The organism is Zhouia spongiae (assembly GCF_022760175.1).
GTDB classification, from domain to species: domain Bacteria; phylum Bacteroidota; class Bacteroidia; order Flavobacteriales; family Flavobacteriaceae; genus Zhouia; species Zhouia spongiae.
This window is the reverse complement of record NZ_CP094326.1, coordinates 479,534-498,821: the sequence shown is the minus strand read 5'-3', so window position 1 is coordinate 498,821 and position 19,288 is coordinate 479,534. Positions and strand designations below refer to the sequence as shown.

Here is a 19,288-nt window from a genome sequence, read left to right as displayed (position 1 = left end):
ACGAAAGTTCGGCTCTTTTTATTTTAAATACGATAAGCTAGAATATCAATTTTAACAAAATAAATTACTTTTCTTCTTGAATGATGATTATCATTGTATGACAATACGAAAGTAAAAATAAGGTAATGAAAATAATTAAAAATATTAATAGCTTTTATTTGGTTTTGTTTTTGTGTGCAGGTGCTACTTTTTTAAATCGACTTCACGCACAAAATGAAAAATCGATAAATGAGAAGAAGAAACAGTTAAGGATTGTAGCGGTAGAGAAGATAAAAGATGAATTAGCTAAAATTACATTTTCTGACAGACAAACAATGTATGTCGATTTTTATGCGGATCATATTTTCAGACTTTTTCAGGACAATTCAGGAAAAGACATGAGGCCCCCAAAAGCAGATCCTGAGGCTCAGATTCTGGTGAACAACCCGAGAAAACAGGTAAGCTCTTTAAAGATATCAGAAGGCGAAGGTCAATTTTATCTTACGACGCCGAAAATCAGAATTACATTTAACAGCGAACATTCTGTTTTTAACGTTCGGGATCTTACGACCCAGGCTGTTGTTTTAGAGGTGACCGAACCCGTATCTTTCGAAAAAGAACGTGTACATATAAAATTAAAAGAAAATACGCATGAATACTTTTACGGAGGTGGTGTACAAAATGGTAGATTCTCACACAAAGGAAAAGTAATAGCCATCGAGAACCAGAATAGCTGGACAGATGGCGGGGTAGCTTCGCCTACACCTTATTATTGGTCTTCTGACGGGTATGGGTTTATGTGGTATACATTTAAAAAAGGACAATATGATTTCGGGGCTAAACAAGAAGGAGTGGTCAATCTCCACCACGAAACAGATTATCTCGATGTATTCTTTATGATCAACCATAAAGAGACCGGCCTTCTGAACGATTTTTATCAGTTGACGGGTGAGCCGGCATTGTTGCCAAAATTCGGATTCTACCAGGGGCACTTAAATGCCTATAACCGCGATTACTGGAAAGAAGATGAAAAAGGAATTCTTTTTGAAGACGGGAAAAGGTATAAAGAAAGCCAAAAGGATAATAGTGGAATTAAAGAGTCTTTAAACGGAGAAAAAAATAATTATCAATTCTCAGCAAGAGCTGCGGTAGATCGTTATTTGGATAATGATATGCCATTGGGGTGGATTTTACCAAATGACGGTTATGGAGCTGGGTATGGTCAGACGGAAACCTTAGATGGTAATATTCAAAACCTGAAAGAATTTGGAGATTATGCACGGTCAAAAGGAGTTGAAATAGGGCTGTGGACACAATCCGATTTACACCCGAAAGAAGGGGTGAGTGCGCTTTTGCAGAGAGATATTATAAAAGAAGTACGTGATGCAGGTGTAAGAGTGTTAAAAACAGATGTGGCGTGGGTGGGTGCCGGTTATTCTTTCGGACTTAATGGCGTTGCCGATGTCGGAGAGATCATGCCAGAATATGGAAATAATGCCAGGCCTTTTATTATTTCTCTTGACGGTTGGGCAGGAACTCAACGTTACGCAGGGATATGGTCGGGCGATCAGACAGGAGGAGTATGGGAATATATCCGTTTTCACATTCCAACCTATATTGGCTCCGGTTTATCAGGGCAACCAAATATTACTTCCGATATGGACGGAATCTTTGGAGGTAAAAACCCTGTTGTAAATACAAGGGATTTTCAATGGAAAACATTTACGCCGATGCAGTTGAACATGGATGGCTGGGGAGCCAATGAAAAATATCCCCAGGCATTGGGTGAGCCTGTAACATCAATAAACAGAAATTATCTGAAACTGAAATCAGAACTTCTTCCGTACGCTTACAGTGTTGCAAAAGAATCAGTTAACGGCCTGCCGATGATAAGAGCGATGTTCCTGGAAGAAAAAAACAGTTATACCCAGGGAACTGCAACCCAATACCAGTTTATGTACGGACCAGGCTTTTTAGTGGCGCCAATCTATAAAGAAACTAAGGCAGACGAAGAAGGAAACGATATCAGAAACGGGATATACCTGCCGGAAGGTTTATGGGTAGATTATTTTACAGGGGAACAATATAAAGGAAATCAGATTATTAATAGTGTTGCAAGTCCCGTATGGAAATTACCTGTTTTTGTAAAGAGAGGTGCGATAATCCCTATGGTTAATCCTAACAATAATGTAGCGGAGATAAACAATAATTTACGAATCTATGATGTGTATCCGTATGGTAAATCGTCTTTTAGGGAATATGATGATGACGGTGTTACCGAAGCTTATAAAAATGGAGAAGGAGTATATACATTAATCGAATCTGAAGTTGATGTAAAGGATAATGTATGGCTGACTGTTCATCCTTCTGAGGGTAGTTACAAGGGGTTTACAAAAGAAAAATCTACTGAATTCAGGATCAATGTTACCAAAAAACCGAAAAAGGTATCCCTGAAAATTGCGGGTAGAAAAGTAAAACTCCTGGAAGTTGATAGTAAAGAAGAAATGAAAGGCAGGGAGAATGTGTATTATTACGAAGAGCAACCGGATTTTAACAGGTTTTCAACTAGGGACAGTGAATTTGAAAAAGTTCGGCTGCTGAAAAACCCCAGGCTGTTGGTTAAAACGGGAAAAGTGGATGTTACATCCCAAAGCATACAACTACAGTTGAAAGGGTTTGTTTTTGAACCAAAGGAGACACATAAGCTGACTACCGGAGCCATGCAGACACCGGGTAATGCACGGGTTTTTGATGAAGATGCGGAAGCATATACGCTAAAACCAACATGGCAGGAAGTAGCAAACGCCGACTACTACGAGATTGAATTTAACAATATGTTTTATTCAACCATAAAAGAAACAGAACTCCTCTTTGAAGGGCTGGAAGCCGAAACAGAATATTCATTCAAGTTAAGAGCGGTTAATAAAGACGGGGTTTCAGACTGGACACAATTTACAGCGAAAACCAAATCAAACCCTCTGGAGTTTGCAATTAAAGATATCGTTGCAGAAACTTCATCCGAGAATCAGGGAGGTTATGAGGTAGATAAATTCTTTGATTTTGACGAAGGCAACCAGTGGCATACTGCATGGGGAGCAAATTCAATTCCTCTCGATCTGGTAATAGATTTGAAATCATACAATCAACTGGATAAATTTGAGTATTTGCCCAGAAGATCCGGAGGAAATGGTATCTGGTTGAAAGGGGAGGTTCATTATAGTAATGATAAAGAAAACTGGATAACTGCTGGAGATTTTGAATGGAAAAGAGATAATGATATAAAGACTTTTGTATTCAAGGAAAACCCAACAGCACGGTATATAAAAATCAATATCACTGAAGGTGTAGGTGGATACGGTTCCGGGAGAGAGTTGTATGTGTTTAAAGTCCCCGGAACAGAAAGTTATTTGCCGGGAGATATTAATAATGATGGGGTGATAGATGGTAACGACCTGACGTCATATACCAATTATACAGGATTGAGAAAGGGGGATGCCGATTTTGAAGGGTATGTGAGCATCGGAGATGTAAATAAGAATAACCTTATCGATGCTTATGATATTTCTATCGTTGCAACACAGTTAGAAGGTGGTGTTAAAGAGGACAAGCAAATCAAAGTAGACGGGGCGATCATACTTTCAACAGTAAAACGGCATTACAATGCCGGTGAAACTGTCGAGATAATGGTAAAAGGTAAAAGTCTTAAGTCTGTGAATGCATTAAGCTTCGCAATTCCATATAATGAAAAGGACTATGAATTCGAGGGGATCGACCCTTTAAATATGGAGTCGATGGAAAACTTAACCAATAACAGGTTGCATTCTAATGGCGATAAGGTGTTGTATCCAGCTTTTATAAATATAGGAGATCAGAAATCATTAGATGGCAACAAAGAATTATTCAAGATTCGTTTTAAAGCGAAACGTACATTGAAATTTGACTTAGGCCTAGAGAAAGCTATCTTGGTCGATAAGCATTTAAACGCTATAACTTTTTAAATTAGAAGAGGAGGGTGTCTAAAAAGTCAAGACACCCTCTTTTTTATTCGGGCAGGTATCGGAGAACTATTCTCAAATACGCAAATTATGGAGGGGTTGAAAATACTTTTTAGACACCCTCTTGAATCTCGTTTTTATGCAATTATAGACTTGTGCAACGGTTACCATCTTTGTTGTGTGTTCGTACTTTTTACCAACTTACTCTTGTAATTATAACCGATTTATTGTCATCTAAAAATCCAACGGAATAATGCTTGCTCGCAATTGAGTCAAAAATATATTGTTTTGAATAGTTCTTTCTTCCCTTTTTTCGTTCAATCTGTTCAAGTTCGTTTGAGTGCATTTTATTCTCTTTTTCTTCAAATCCGTTTGTTTTTAGTTCACTTTCTAGTTTTTCTAAATCCGCTTGGTCAAACTCAACTAAAAATGAAGAAGTATAATCTCCAAAATGGTCAGGAAATGAAGCTGTTTTGTATTTTATAATTCCGCTTTCTGGGAATTCCATTTTAGTAACTTCTTTAAAGTCCGTTTTGTAAAAATCCGATGAAGGATATATTGCACCATAAATAAAGTATCCAACCATTAAAATTGGTGTCAAAGCTATAATTCTCCATTTTTTATTAAATCCTCTTTTCTTAATCCATCTGTAAATTAGATATGAAATTCCGATTGGGATTCCAATTCCGAGTATAATTACAATTAAGAAGATGATTATTAATTCCATTCAGTTTTTCAGTATGACACACAACAGTTTGGCTATGATTTCGGCGTGGAATCGTCCGCCGTAACCAAATTTTATTCTTTTCTGTACGCAATCATTTCCATTGGTCCAGTAGGAATTGCATAAAGTTTTAAAAATTCTGGGGTAACCTCTTTAATTGGAATAGAAACATTTCTTTTTCCATTAAAATATATTGAAACAAAATAGGTTGAGTCAATTTGTTCAATCATTTTTTTCTCACCTTCTTTTCTCTTGAACAGTTTCAAGCTCTCTTTATTCCAAAGCTCTTTATTAAATTCGAATTTCGATTCTCGTTCGTTTTCAGTCAGTACGAAAGTCATTTTTTCAATATCCTCTTTTTTCAGCGTTGTGATTGTCGGTTCAAGTCGATAAAAGTCACACTCAAAAACTGTGTCTTTGTCATTTGACTTTCCGTCGATAAACCACTTTATATGATTCTCATTAACAATTTCGTATTTTGAGATTTTCTCATTGTTGTTGTTCAAGAAATCTCCATTATCCATTTTCAATGTTGTAGCTTTTTTTTTAAGCGAAAAATCGGTGTAAATGTAAACACTATCGTTGTTGATTTCCATAAGTTGAAAACCAGGATAACCCTTTTTTCCGTTTCCAGAATCAACGTCTTTTAAAATCCATTTTCCATTCAAATTTTGTCCAATTACTGAATTAGAAATCATTGTTAATATTATGATGATTGTTGCTTTTTCATATGTGCCACAACATTTGTATAAACACCATATAGGGTTTATTTCTACTATGTCCCCGAAAATAATCTAAATTAACAGGAAATGCAATACAGTTATCCGTAAATGGCCCAAAATTATTTAACAGCTGTTGTTTATAAACGCCCTAACTATTATGCTTATAATACAGCTAAAGTATCTATTATGGCCTTTAACGAATATAACCTCATTGAAAAGGTTAAATCCTACTTAGAAAGTAAATTTATAGAATGCTGGCCCGGTGCAAAGCCGTATCAAATCATATCAAAGCCATAGATAAAGAATGTATAATACGTTACGGAACCACACAATCAGGGCTTGGCTTTACCATAAGATTTATTCCAGAAGGGGAGATGTATGGGATTCCAAGTCCCATTCCCCTTAAAATAAAAAACACCCCGATAACGATGACAAAAACAGGAATTGCTTTTTGAATCTTTTTGCGGGCCGTAGCCGATAAAAAATTTCCCAAATAAGCGGCGCCACTCATTAATGGAATGGTGCCCAGGCCAAACAAGAACATATAAAGGGCGCTTAAGGTTGGTTGTCCCATGGCGATAGCGCCAAACAATGCCATATAGATAAGTCCGCAAGGAAGAAAACCATTCAGTATGCCTATCGAAAACAATGCCTTGCTGCTTTTTTTCTTAAGTTGTTGGCCTAAGTTCGATTTTACTTTCGAGATAACCTTAAAAACAGGTTTCGAGAAATTGTATTTTTGAAACAGGCGATAAGGAATAATGGCCGCTATAATCATTAATACACCGATTACTATCGATAGTTTTTGCTGAAGTCCACTAAGATAAAGTCCCTTTCCAAGAAAACCGAACAGTAAACCAATAAGCGAGTAACTTAAAAGTCTCCCCAAATGATAGAGGAATAGCTGTCCCGCTTTTTTAACATGATTACTTCTGTCTAAAGGCAATACAAAGGCTATTGGTCCGCACATTCCAATGCAGTGAAAGCTTCCCAGAAAACCCAATATTATTGCCGAATACAGCATGTTAATACGTTATTTCTTTTTTGTTTAAATAAGAAGAGTCATTATATTTCCAGTCTACTTCAATGTTCCAGCGGCCATCTAACAAACGGTTGTCAGGTATGAGCAATAGATGATTGGATGTAGAAAATGGGATTTCAAAATCCAATTGTTTATTAGATGGCCTGTATAGGAACACTTTTCCTGTAATTTCTGAATCATTAATTTGACCGGGGAACGATATTAATAACCCTTTTTCATTCTTTTTTATCGAGATGTCGTAACCGGCATTAAGGGTTTGTTGCTCTTTGTCCAGTTTGTCTTGAAAGGACAACTCTTTTTTATAATACTCATCTGTAACCAGATCGTGGTCATATTTTTTGTCCGTACTCATCGTAATTACCATATACATGATGAATGCTATAAACAAAGCAAATGCAATTACGATTCCTGTTCCCCAATTAAATTTCATTTTTTCCTGATTAGTTTTGTGGTTTAACTATCTGTAGCTTCTAGGACCTAAAAAAGTAGCACTTGTGGTTTCTATCAAAGTGTCTCCGCTGTAGATGCCCAGCTTAACTTTCGTCTTGTCATTATCGAGTAAACCTTTGTCTATTTCTATAAATAAAGTGCCCTCGGCCAATCCTTCCTTAGGTATAATAAATGTTTTATTGCCTACAGATTTAATTTCTCCTTTAGGAGATAACAGTTTAATTTGAACGTCTTCAATGTCTTTTACCGTTTTATTAATGACCTTATAGGTATACACATTGCTGATGATATAATCTCCTTTATGCTCGTATAATTGTCCGGGTAATCTCAGGACAGAGGCTTCGACATCGTTACGCAAGAATAGCATCCCAATCAATAATCCTGTTAAAATGGTTAATACGGCCACATAACCTTTCATCCGCGGAGTGAATGTAAAACGCGCTTTCTTTTCAATATTATCAATACTTGCATAACGAATCAGTCCTTTAGGATAACCGACGCTTTCCATAATGTGGTCACAGGCATCGATACAGGCGGTACAATTCACACACTCCAGCTGAGTTCCGTTTCTGATATCTATCCCCGTAGGGCATACATGAACGCATTGCGAGCAGTCTATACAATCGCCGTGGCCTAAAGCATTTCGGTCTTCATTTTTCCTGAATTTTTTTCTTCCGTTTTCTGCTTCCCCGCGTTTGTAATCATATGCAACGACTACAGATTTGTTGTCTAATAAAACACCTTGCAGCCTGCCATAAGGACAAGCAATGATACACACTTGTTCTCTAAACCAGGCAAAGATGAAATAGAATACACCGGTGAAGATTGTTAAAGAGACCAAAGTACTTGAATGGTTCCCGGGGCCTTCAAGGATATACCGTATAAGTTGATCACTGCCTATCAGATAAGCCAGGAATATATTGGCTATGATAAAAGAAATAAAGAAAAAGATGCTCCATTTTAGTCCCCTCTTTCTGATTTTTTCAGCATTCCATGGTTGTTTGGCCAAACGTATTTGAGCACCGCGGTCGCCATCGATCCAGTATTCGATCCTTCTGAAAACCATTTCCATGAAAATGGTTTGGGGGCATATCCACCCGCAGAAGATCCTTCCGAAGGATACCGTAAAGAGTGTGATAAATATTACCCCGATGATCATCGATATTACAAACAGATAGAAATCCTGAGGCCAGAACGGGAGTCCGAAAATATTAAACCTCCTTTCGAGAACATTAAACAGTAAAAACTGGTTCCCGTTTATCTTTATAAAAGGAGCAAGGAGTAAAAAAGCCAAAAGGAAGTAACTGACATATTTTCTGTACTTATAATAGTTTCCACTCGGTTTTTTAGGGAAAACCCATGCGCGTTTACCCTCTTTGGTGACGGTTCCAATGGAATCTCTGAAAGCTTCTTTATTTTCGGTATTCTGGGCCATAATTATATTTTATTCTTCTTCGGGTGTCCAGATCTCTCCTTCCGGATCTTTAGGGTTGGCAGGGGTAGTCCCTTCCATACTTAATACATAACTGGCAACCTGTGCCACTTCAGAAGGCTTTAGGGTTTGTTTCCACGCTACCATTCCTTTTCCGTCTCGTCCCCCTTCAGAAATAGTTCGGAAGACATTTTTAATGCCACCGCCCAGTATCCAGTATGTATCCGTCAGGTTCGGACCAATACCACCGCCCCCGTCAGCCATATGGCAGGCTACACAGTTGGTCTGAAAAATAGACTTGCCCGCATTAAGGTCGCCGGCATCCGTTAATAGCTCAACGGTGCTTGCGTCAATAAGGTCTTTAGCTGTTTTTTTGTATTCTTCGATCTCGATCTTAGCCTGAGCCATAGCCTGTTCGTATTCTTCGGTTTGGTTGTCACCACCGAAAACATGGTATTTGGCCAGGTAAATAACGGAAAATATAATTGTGATATAGAAGCCATATACCCACCATGGAGGTAAAGAATTATCCAGCTCCCGGATACCGTCATAATTGTGATCCAGGATGATCTCCCCTTCAGCCTCAATGGGCTGCGCTTTTGTAAGCTTTTTAGACCATTTTTTATACCAGGCATTTTCTTTAGCGGCTATTTTTTTAGCTTCCTGGGCCTTTCTTTGTTCATCGGTCATAATAGCATCTGCCAAGGAGTTCATAGATCCGACCATGATCTCAATACCGATAAGTATGATAGCAAAAAGTAAAATAAAGACAGATACCATAGGGTATTCAATAAATGCAGGTTTATCTCCTGAATCTATTAAATATTCTGCGGCAATAAATACAAGTGCACTTATAGCGATTACACGTAAATATGATGCAAAACTTTTCATGACAGTTAATTGTTTTCTTGGTTGTCTAAAGGAAATTGACTTACTTTCTTGATATATTCTTTTTTGGCCGTAAAGACCCACCAAAATAATGCAGCAAAGAATACAAAGAATATGGAGAGCGATATGATGGGATATATTTCAATCCCATCAATAGTAGCCATATGATTTTTTACAAACTTTAACATGATCCTTAGTTTTTAGTTGTAGCGTCCTCAGTGTTGTTCTTTATTTTTATATCGGTACCCAGTCGTTGTAAATAAGCGATGATAGCAACGATTTCTCGATCTTTCATTTCAACAAATTCTTCACCGTACTCTTTTGCGATGCGACGGTCTTCCTCATAGCTGGAAACAAAGTCAGGGTCGTTATGTAGGCTTTCTTCAATTCTGGCTCCTTGGGTATCCATGTTTTCTTGAGCCTGTGCAATATCCTCCTCAGTATAAGGCACCCCTAATTGAACCATCGCCTCCATTTTAGCCTCGGTATCAGATTTGTCAAGCCTGTTTCTGATAAGCCATTTATACGATGGCATTATACTACCTGAAGATGTGCTCTGCGGGTCGTACATATGATTAAAGTGCCAGTTGTCGGAGTATTTGCCGCCTACACGCATTAAGTCTGGTCCGGTACGCTTACTACCCCATAAGAACGGATGGTCATAAACATATTCCCCTGCTTTGGAATATTCCCCCTGATAACGTTCGGTTTCACTTCTGAATGGTCTGACCATTTGTGAGTGACAGGAAACACATCCTTCCCTGATGTATATATCCCGACCCTCTAACTCAAGCGGAGTATATGGTTTTACACTTGATATGGTGGGAATGTTCGATTTTACCATTATTGTTGGTACAATCTGTATAACGCCTCCTATTAAGATTGCTATGGTAGCCAATATAGTCAGCTGAACAGGCTTTCTCTCTAACCAGGTATGGAAAGTTTCGCCGGCAACACGTCCTTTAGCCACTCTTGCAAGTGCTGGAGCCTCCGCTAACTCATCTTCAACTTTAGATCCTCTTCTGATGGTCTGAACAGCATTATAGATACCAACCAATACCCCAACCAGGTATAGAGTACCACCAATTGCACGCATCCAGTACATCGGGATGATCTGTTCTACGGTTTCCAGGAAGTTACCATAAACAAGCGTTCCGTCAGGATTAAACTGTTTCCACATCGAGGCCTGAACGAATCCGGCAATATACATTGGAAGTGCATATAAAATGATACCGAGAGTTCCGATCCAGAAGTGGAAGTTCGCCATTGGTAACGAGTATAATTTGGTCTTAAACATTTTCGGAACCAAGTAATAAATCATACCAAAGGTTAAGAATCCGTTCCATGCTAATGCACCAACGTGTACGTGGGCAATAATCCAGTCGGTAAAGTGGGCAATGGCATTCACGTTTTTCAACGATAACATAGGCCCTTCGAAGGTAGCCATACCATAACCGGTAATAGCCACAACCATAAATTTTAAAACAGGGTCTGTTCTTACCTTATCCCAAACGCCTCTTAATGTCAGCAGACCATTAATCATACCACCCCATGATGGAGCAATAAGCATTACAGAGAATACCACCCCAAGGTTTTGAGCCCAGTCAGGCAATGAAGTGTATAACAGGTGGTGAGGGCCGGCCCAGATATAGATAAAGATCAACGACCAGAAATGCACAATTGATAATCGATATGAGTATACAGGGCGATCGGCTGCCTTAGGGACAAAATAATACATAAGTCCCAGGAAAGGCGTTGTTAAGAAAAATGCTACGGCATTATGTCCGTACCACCATTGTACCAAGGCATCCTGTACGCCTGCATATACCGAATAACTTTTCATGGCGCTCACAGGAAGTTCTAAACTATTAAAGATGTGAAGAACAGCAACAGTTACGAAAGTAGCGATGTAAAACCATACCGCAACGTATAAATGACGTTGCCTCCTTTTAAGAATAGTCCCGATCATGTTAACCCCGAAGGCAACCCAGATCAGGGCAATGGCAATATCGATTGGCCATTCCAGTTCGGCATATTCTTTAGAGGTCGTGTACCCTAGAGGCAACGATATGGCTGCTGCAACAATTATAAGCTGCCATCCCCAAAAATTAAGCTTACTTAAAAAATCACTGTACATCCGGGCTTTTAAAAGCCTTTGCAGAGAGTAATATACCCCGGCGAAAATTGCATTACCAACAAAAGCGAAAATTACCGCATTGGTATGTAATGGTCTTAGACGGCCAAAACTTAACCATGGAATGTCTTCGGTTAGATTGGGAAATAAAAATAAGAAGGCTAGAAGCAAGCCCACAAGCATTCCTACTACGCCCCATAGCATGGTAGCGTAGAGAAACTTTTTAACAATTTTGTTGTCGTAGTAAAATTGTTGCACTTCCATAATTATGATTATTTATTACTTGATTGTTGATTAGTTCCCTTTTTGTTCTTTACGATCTCGTCTTCAAAGAGCATACGTATTGATGGTGTATAATCATCATCGAACTGCCCTCTTTTAACAGCTGTAACAAATGCAATAAAAAATACTATCGCTACAGCGATACTAACCGTAATTAAAATATAGATAACACTCATACCTGTGAGATTACTGGACAAAAGTAACTTTCATGAAATCCATAAAAGATGATATTTGTCATATTCGCTTATTTAAACTCTTTCCAATCATGTTGGTCATTATCGTCGTAAACACTACGATGCTTATCGAACTTAGCGGCATAAGGATAGCAGCTATTACCGGCGATAAGTTTCCGCTTATGGCAAATGCCAGTCCTACAGTATTATAAAGGAATGACAAGATAAAACTGGCTATGATAACATTCATGGCTTTCTTGCTCGCCCATAAGTATTTGGGTATTAAATTAAATTTAGAGGCATCCAGAATAGCATCGGAGGCTGGTGTAAATACATTTACATTTTCAGCAATGGCAACTCCGACGTTACTTTGTCTGAGTGCACCTGCATCATTCAATCCGTCTCCGACCATCATAATGTTGGCTCCGCTTTGCTGGTGGTATTTTATATAGTTTAATTTTTCTTCAGGTTTTTGATTGAAGAATATTTTAGTTCCGGAGGGGACTAGTTTTTCAAGATTTTCCCGTTCACTTTCGTTGTCTCCTGACAGTATGGTTATTTCATAATGGCCCTTTAGCCTGTTAAAGACCCCGGACAGCCCGTTTCTGTATGAATTGTAAAATGTGTATTTTCCTTTGTACTTGTTGTTGGAAGCGATATGAACGGAAGTTCTGAGCGACTTCTGAAGTGTCGGAGCCTGAATAAATTCGGCTGAACCTAGTTTTATGGTTTGTTGCCTGTGAGTGGCTTCAATACCTTTCCCGGCATACTCATTAAATTCATCAAGGGTAATAATCTCATTTTCTTTGAGAATACTATACAATTGACGACTTAACGGATGGTTGGAGTTTCTGAGTGTGTTTTTAAGTAAGGACTCTTCATTGGTGTCAAGCGGATCCCCTTCATAAGATACCTTGGTTTCTTTATTCGAGGTAATGGTGCCCGTTTTATCGAAAATGATGGAATTTACCCTGGCAAGCTGTTCCAGAACATGGGCATTTTTTAGATAGAATTTATTTTTTCCGAAAATACGGAGCATATTACCCAATGTAAAAGGAGCCGACAGCGCTAGTGCACAAGGACAGGCAACAATGAGAATGGCTGTAAATACATTCATGGCTTTTGTCGGATCGTACCATAACCAAAAACCTGCCGATCCGAAGGCAATGAGTAAAACTACAATCGTAAAATACCTGCTGATACTATCGGTTACATTTATGAAGCCTTCATGTTTGTCTTTAGCGAAAACATCGTTGCTCCATAATTGTGTCAAGTAACTTTGCGACACACTTTTTAACGCTTCCAGTTCTATAGCTTCTCCGGTTTGTTTTCCACCCGCAAATAGTTTATCGCCACTTTGTTTGGAAACAGCTTCGGCTTCTCCGGTAACAAAACTGTAGTCGATTTTTCCTTTACCCCTCAGAAGAATACTGTCTACGGGAATAAGCTCTTCATTTCTGATAAGTAGTTTGTCCCCCTGTTTAATGTCGTATACCTGAATACTCTCCTCTGTGCCGTCATTATTTATTTTGGTAATGCCGATTGGAAAGTAGCTTTTGTAATCACGTTCAAAAGAAAGAAAACTGTATGTCTTTTGTTGAAAAAATTTACCTAACAGTAAAAAGAACAGAAGTCCCGTCAGACTATCAAAAAAACCTTGTCCGGTATTGGTAATAATTTCATAGGTACTTCGTATAAATAATACGGCTATCCCCAAGGCTATAGGGATGTCTATGTTGAGAATCTTTGACCTGATGCCTTTGTATGCGGAAACAAAATAATCGGATGCTGCATAAAATACAACAGGTAGCGAGAGGGTGAACATGATCCACCTGAAAAAGTGTTTGTACTGGTTTAACCAAAACTCATCCACTTCAAAGTATTCCGGAAATGATAATAGCATAACATTGCCAAAAGCAAAACCGGCTATTCCAAGTTTGTAAATTAAACTCCGGTCTTTTCCTTTTTTATTTTGCTGATAATCCTCCAGGCTTATGTAAGGCTCATAACCAATGGTATTTAAAAGCAATACCAATGCTTTTAGCGGAATTTCTTTGGAGTTATAGGTTATCCGAACAGTCTTTTTGGGAAAGTTTACCAATGAACTTCTGATACTGCTGTTTAGTTTGTTGAGGTTTTCCAGAACCCAGATACAAGAGCTGCAATGTATATGCGGAATGTACAGATTAATGATTTGTGTGTCTCCATCATTGAACTCAAGGAGCTTTTCGACAATTTTATCATTATCCAGAAAATCAAATTTGCCTTTGTCCATTAAAGGGGAAGCACCCGGACTTTTTTCCAGTTCATAGTAGCCGGCAAGGTCGTTTTCAGAAAATATCTGATAAACGGTCTTACATCCATTACAACAAAAATCTTTAGAATCGAATACGAACGAACCTGTATCGCACTCCGTCCCACAGTGATAACATTGTTTTATCATCTTTGCTCTTTTACCTGTTACAAAGATTGGTATCAATTTAGCAAAAAAATATGATATTTGTCACCTATATAGTAATTTTGAAGCGCTAATACAAGCGGAGAGCTGCTATGGGAAAATGTGAACAATGTATAGTAAGACAATTTAGTGCGTTAAGGGCACTTGATAAAGAAGAGTTGATGCGAATGTCTGACTGCAAGACATCACATATAATTAAAAAAGGAGAAGCTCTTTTTGAAGAAGGCGACCATATTAATGGGGTTTTTTGTATCAAGTCAGGAATATGCAAACTCACGAAGTTAAGTCCCAATGGCAAAAATCAGATAGTTAAGTTTATTAAAAGGGGAGACCTTTTGGGCCAGCGAAGTGTTATTAGCGACGAGGCCGTCAACCTATCGGCTGTAGCCATAGATGATATGGAAGTTTGTTTTATCCCCAAAGAAGAGGTGATGAGGTCTTTTAAAGAAAACCCAAAGTTCACGGCAGAGATTATTAAAGACATATGCCATGATCTTAAACTGGCAGATGACGCTATCGTGGAAATGGCCCAAAAAAGTGTAAAACAGCGTTTGGCCGGAGCTTTATTGGAGTTTGAAGATGAGTTTGGAGTAGATGCAGACAAGTTTTTAAGAGTAACACTCTCCAGGGAAGAAATTGCCAATGTGGTTGGTACGGCTACGGAATCATTGATAAGGATACTTTCCGAATTTTCTAAAAAGGGAATGCTCGAAACCCATGGCAAAAAAATAAAAATAGCGAACCGGATCGAGTTGGAAAGAATGGCCGATGGTTTTTGATACACTCTTCATTTTGTCAGATATTTAGTATGATTTCCGGCTAATTAGGGCTCTAAATGTAATTAATCCGTTCTTTATGGTGTAATTGCCAATTAAACCGCTACCTTTGGAGAAGCATTGGCAATAGTTGATCTTAAGTAGAAATTTATTATTCTTCCCGGATAAATACTTCTTTTTATTTATTCCTGTTTTTTTGATTCTTTGCTGATTTAAGAGATTGAGGTGGCTATAGGGTTATACCGTTTCTCGTCTTTAACGATTAAAATTTATATATATGTTAATAATACCAATTAAGCAAGGAGAGAGCATCGACAGAGCTCTAAAGCGTTACAAACAGAAGTACAGAAAAACACAGCAACTTAAAAACCTGAGAGATAATCAGCACTTTACAAAGAAATCTCAGTTGAGAAGAGAAGAGGTAGCAAAGGCTGCTTACAAGCAGGAATGGGCCAGACAGAATGAAGATTAAAAAATAATAGGTGAGGATAGTACTTACTAGTTAATCTCTATCCTCACTACAAACCCTTCATAACTTCTTACATTGAATACGGTCTGATCTTCAAAGATCAGGTACTGCCCTTTGATCCCTTTGAGGATTCCTTCGTATTCCGGGGTTTTCTTAAGATTCAGACTTTTTACTTTTTGAGGGTATTCAAGTACCGGATAATTTAAATCATATAGTTTCTGATTATTTTCCAGATAATATTCTTTTACTTCCTCCGGTAAAAAATCATCTAATCGATCTTTTTCCGCTATAAGGTTGGCATCAAGAACTTCATTGGTAAGCATTTTACGCCAATTCGTTTTATCGGTCATATGTTCTTTAAGCGCTACTTCTGTGATGCCTGCCAGATACCGGTTAGGAACCTCTACTACTTCAATGGCCTGATTGGCACCCTGGTCTATCCAGCGGGTTGGGACTTGCGATTTTCGTGTAACGCCTACCTTTACATCACTCGAGAGTGCTAAATAAACAATATGCGGTTGTAACTGCATTTTTTTTTCAAATGCCAGATCGCGATCTTCTTCGTCTAAATGGGCTTTGCTTAACTCTGGTTTCAGTATCCAGTCTGCAGCTTGTGGTACTTCATAAAAGCAGGTTTTACAAAATCCCTGGCGGTATATTTCCTTGTCTAAATGACAATTAAGACACTCGTATTTTACGAAGGAGATTTTTATGTTTTTGTCTAACAACTGATTCATGTGAATAAAATCCTTTTCAAATACAAGAAAGTAATTGATAGGTGAGGTAAATTCTGTTTGCATTTTTGTTAGGACACCTTCGTACATGCTTAAAGATTTTTGTTATTTTTATCCAAAAGTACATTAATTTTATATCCATTGAAAATTACTGAAAGTTTCAATGATGAAATTTTTAGAGCTTTCGTAGATTAAGGGAAATACTTGTGCTGTTACTTCAGTTTTTTTGTTGTACCTAGAAAATATAGATCAAAAAATGCCAATACCGCTTTTTCATTCAGTTGCATCATGGTTATTAAAAAAACGATTTTACCAAATAGAGCTATTCTTGAAATATCCGGAGGAAGTTCAGGTAGAACTACTAAATCAGTTGGTGATGGTGGCCAAGGATACTGAGTTGGGTCAAAAGCATGGTTTTGAATCCCTCAACAAATATGAAGCCTTTGCAGACAGAGTGCCGTTAAGCCGATACGAAGATATCGAACCCATGATTGAAAGGGCCAGAAGAGGAGAGCAGAATATATTCTGGCCAAGCCAGATAAAATGGTTCGCAAAGAGTAGTGGTACAACAAATGCAAAAAGCAAATTCATCCCTGTTAGCAATGAAGCCCTGGAAGATTGTCATTTTAAGGCAGGAAAGGATATGCTCTCTATTTATTTTAACAATAACGAGAATAGCAGATTGTTTGATGGTAAAAGTCTACGATTGGGGGGGAGCAAAGAATTATATGAGTTAAATAATACTTTTTTCGGAGACCTCTCGGCTATTATCATAGACAACCTTCCTTTTTGGGCTGAAATGGGAAGCACCCCCAGCAATAAAGTTTCTTTGATGAGTGAATGGGAAACCAAATTAGAGGCCATAGTAAAAGAAACCATAAAGGAAGATGTAACCAGTTTTGCCGGAGTACCATCCTGGATGCTGGTGTTGCTTAATAAGGTGCTGGAAACAACCGGGAAAGAAAATTTATTTGAAGTATGGAATAACCTGGAGGTCTACTTTCACGGAGGGGTCAGTTTTAATCCGTATCGGGAACAATACGAAAAGTTGTTGCCGAGGGGCTCATTTCAGTATTATGAAATATACAATGCTTCGGAAGGGTTTTTTGCTATTCAGGACCGTAATAATTCAGACGAACTTTTATTGATGTTGGACTACGGTATCTTTTATGAATTTATACCAATGGAAACCTTTAATACGCCGAACCAAAAAGTAATTCCGTTATGGGAAGTGGAGCCAGGTAAAAATTATGCCATGGTGATCACTACCAATGCAGGTCTTTGGCGATACATGATAGGAGATACCGTTAGATTTACATCAACAAATCCATACAGGGTAAAAGTGACCGGAAGAACGAAGCATCACATTAATGTTTTTGGAGAAGAATTAATAATTGAGAATGCCGAGCAGGCTTTGAAAAAAGCATGTGCCGGAACGGAAGCAGAAGTTATAGATTATACGGTAGCACCGGTTTTTATGAAAGGGAAAGACAAAGGAGCTCATGAGTGGCTGATCGAATTCAGGAAACAACCGACTTCATTTGATGATTTCAAAATTATATTAGACAAAGAATTGCAGGCCCTTAACTCTGATTATGAGGCGAAGCGCTATATGGATATGACCTTAAACATGCCGAAACTGAATGTAGCCAGAAAGGATCTGTTCTATGACTGGCTGAAGGCACACGACAAACTCGGAGGACAGCATAAGATCCCCCGCTTGTCGAATGCCCGTGATTATCTGGAAGAGCTTTTGGATATGAACACCTAAAGCATTCCGAATACATTCGATAAGATAATACCACAAATATACGCCCCATAGGTGCCGACGGCATAACCTAATACAGCCAGCAGTACACCAACCGGGGCCAGATAAGGGCTGAACGACGCAGCAACTATGGGGGCTGAAGCGGCACCGCCTATGTTAGCCTGACTACCAACGGCAACAAAGAAGAACGGAGCTTTGATGATTTTTGCAACGATCAGCATAATGATAATGTGTATAAGGATCCATACAATTCCTATAAGGAAAAACTTAGGATTGTCTAAAACGGCCCCAAGATCCATATGCATACCTATAGTGGCTACAAGGATGTAAAGAAAAACAGATCCCATTTTAGAAGCGCCATACGATTCAACCTTCCGTGCTTTGGTGAAAGAAAGGCCTAATCCTAAAGTAGTGGCTATTACGATAATCCAAAAGAAGGTTTTGTTCAAAGAGTATTTATTGAGTTGCGGATAATGCTCTTGGAAAAACGGTGCTATAATATCGGCAAATAAGTGAGCAAGTCCCGTGATACCAAAACCAATAGCCACCAGGATCATCAGGCGGTTGGCATTTACAGGCAGCCATTTACCGGCCTGCTGGTCCTCCAGTCTTTTTTGTAAGTCATAAATTGGTTTGCTGTCCGCTTTTAACCATTTGTCGATCACTTGCGGACGTTGAGACCAGTATAAAAGAAAGCCCATCCAAAGGTTGGCAACAAGCACATCAACAGCAATCATTTGAGCAAAGAGATCGTTGCTGGCTTCAAAAAGCTCGAACATGGCGGTTTGGTTGGCTCCTCCGCCTATCCAGCTTCCTGCAATAGTAGTTAGCCCCCGCCAAACTTCTTCTCCTCCCGGGTTTAAAACATCCGGAAATATCGAACCGACAAGATAAAGTGCAACGGGCGCGCCTATAATAATACCTAATGTACCGGTAAGGAACATGATAATGGCCTTGCTCCCTAATTTTTTCAATTCTTTGAAATTGATACTGATAGTAAGCAGAACCAGGCTGGCAGGGAGCAGGTATCTCGATGCAACAAAGTAAAGTTGAGATTCCTCTCCGTCAATAATATTAAAGGTGTTGAACAGGGCAGGTATAAAGTAACAAAGGAGTACCGAGGGAATAATCCTGTAGAATTTCTTTAAATATGGGTTATTGCTGGAGGAGGTGCTGAAAATAATACCTAGTATTACAGCCAGAAGGCCTAAAACAACAGCATCGTTTGTAATAAGGGCAGAATGTGTTTCTTCCATATTATA

At 38.6% G+C, this 19,288-nt stretch carries 16 protein-coding genes; 4 read left to right on the top strand and 12 right to left on the bottom strand.

Going from position 1 to position 19,288, the window contains the following annotated elements:
* Window positions 1-125 precede the first annotated feature (125 nt).
* Window positions 126-3,977, top strand: coding sequence for a TIM-barrel domain-containing protein (locus MQE36_RS02275; RefSeq protein WP_242937585.1), 3,852 nt, complete (start codon window positions 126-128; stop codon window positions 3,975-3,977).
* 190 nt (window positions 3,978-4,167) lie between these two features.
* Here the strand turns inward: MQE36_RS02275 and MQE36_RS02270 are convergent, their stop codons facing one another.
* The 10 genes from MQE36_RS02270 to MQE36_RS02225 all read right to left on the bottom strand — a co-directional run bounded on the left by MQE36_RS02270 (window position 4,168) and on the right by MQE36_RS02225 (window position 14,264).
* Entirely contained in the window at window positions 4,168-4,701 is a 534-nt protein-coding gene (locus tag MQE36_RS02270; protein ID WP_242937584.1) for a hypothetical protein, read from the bottom strand.
* A 71-nt stretch (window positions 4,702-4,772) separates the two neighbouring features.
* Window positions 4,773-5,396, bottom strand: a complete 624-nt coding sequence (locus MQE36_RS02265; protein WP_242937583.1) for a hypothetical protein — start codon at window positions 5,394-5,396, stop codon at window positions 4,773-4,775.
* Between the two features lie 340 nt (window positions 5,397-5,736).
* Window positions 5,737-6,444: a sulfite exporter TauE/SafE family protein gene (locus MQE36_RS02260; protein ID WP_242937582.1), complete on the bottom strand. Its 708-nt coding sequence runs from the start codon at window positions 6,442-6,444 to the stop codon at window positions 5,737-5,739.
* 1 nt (window position 6,445) lies between these two features.
* The gene (locus MQE36_RS02255; protein WP_242937581.1) at window positions 6,446-6,892 is read right to left on the bottom strand and encodes a FixH family protein; all 447 of its coding nucleotides are present in this window, start codon (window positions 6,890-6,892) and stop codon (window positions 6,446-6,448) included.
* 27 nt (window positions 6,893-6,919) lie between these two features.
* Window positions 6,920-8,347, bottom strand: a complete 1,428-nt coding sequence (ccoG, locus tag MQE36_RS02250) for a cytochrome c oxidase accessory protein CcoG (RefSeq protein ID WP_242937580.1) — start codon at window positions 8,345-8,347, stop codon at window positions 6,920-6,922.
* A 9-nt stretch (window positions 8,348-8,356) separates the two neighbouring features.
* A complete protein-coding gene (locus MQE36_RS02245; RefSeq protein WP_242937579.1) occupies window positions 8,357-9,235 on the bottom strand; it encodes a cbb3-type cytochrome c oxidase N-terminal domain-containing protein in 879 nt (292 codons plus the stop codon).
* A gap of 5 nt (window positions 9,236-9,240) precedes the next feature.
* Window positions 9,241-9,420, bottom strand: a complete 180-nt coding sequence (locus MQE36_RS02240; RefSeq protein WP_242937578.1) for a CcoQ/FixQ family Cbb3-type cytochrome c oxidase assembly chaperone — start codon at window positions 9,418-9,420, stop codon at window positions 9,241-9,243.
* A gap of 5 nt (window positions 9,421-9,425) precedes the next feature.
* Window positions 9,426-11,630 carry a cytochrome-c oxidase, cbb3-type subunit I gene (gene ccoN / locus MQE36_RS02235; RefSeq protein WP_242937577.1) on the bottom strand — a complete coding sequence of 735 codons (2,205 nt, stop codon included), beginning with the start codon at window positions 11,628-11,630 and terminating at the stop codon, window positions 9,426-9,428.
* 8 nt (window positions 11,631-11,638) lie between these two features.
* Window positions 11,639-11,824, bottom strand: a complete 186-nt coding sequence (ccoS, locus tag MQE36_RS02230) for a cbb3-type cytochrome oxidase assembly protein CcoS (RefSeq protein ID WP_242937576.1) — start codon at window positions 11,822-11,824, stop codon at window positions 11,639-11,641.
* A 58-nt stretch (window positions 11,825-11,882) separates the two neighbouring features.
* A complete protein-coding gene (locus tag MQE36_RS02225; RefSeq protein WP_242937575.1) occupies window positions 11,883-14,264 on the bottom strand; it encodes a heavy metal translocating P-type ATPase in 2,382 nt (793 codons plus the stop codon).
* 107 nt (window positions 14,265-14,371) lie between these two features.
* On the opposite strand from MQE36_RS02225, the gene MQE36_RS02220 reads away from it, so the two are divergent.
* Window positions 14,372-15,058, top strand: coding sequence for a Crp/Fnr family transcriptional regulator (locus MQE36_RS02220; RefSeq protein WP_242937574.1), 687 nt, complete (start codon window positions 14,372-14,374; stop codon window positions 15,056-15,058).
* Between the two features lie 274 nt (window positions 15,059-15,332).
* A complete protein-coding gene (gene rpsU / locus MQE36_RS02215) occupies window positions 15,333-15,527 on the top strand; it encodes a 30S ribosomal protein S21 (protein WP_242937573.1) in 195 nt (64 codons plus the stop codon).
* Window positions 15,528-15,553: 26 nt separating this feature from the next.
* Here rpsU and MQE36_RS02210 read toward each other — a convergent pair whose 3' ends face one another.
* Window positions 15,554-16,348: a DUF2797 domain-containing protein gene (locus MQE36_RS02210; protein ID WP_242937572.1), complete on the bottom strand. Its 795-nt coding sequence runs from the start codon at window positions 16,346-16,348 to the stop codon at window positions 15,554-15,556.
* A 166-nt stretch (window positions 16,349-16,514) separates the two neighbouring features.
* Between MQE36_RS02210 and MQE36_RS02205 the strand changes: the two genes are divergently transcribed.
* A complete protein-coding gene (locus MQE36_RS02205; RefSeq protein ID WP_242937571.1) occupies window positions 16,515-18,029 on the top strand; it encodes a GH3 auxin-responsive promoter family protein in 1,515 nt (504 codons plus the stop codon).
* Here the strand turns inward: MQE36_RS02205 and MQE36_RS02200 are convergent.
* Window positions 18,026-19,282, bottom strand: a complete 1,257-nt coding sequence (locus tag MQE36_RS02200) for a DUF819 family protein (RefSeq protein WP_242937570.1) — start codon at window positions 19,280-19,282, stop codon at window positions 18,026-18,028. The two genes, MQE36_RS02205 and MQE36_RS02200, sit on opposite strands and share 4 nt — an antisense overlap.
* Between the last annotated feature and the right edge of the window lie 6 nt (window positions 19,283-19,288).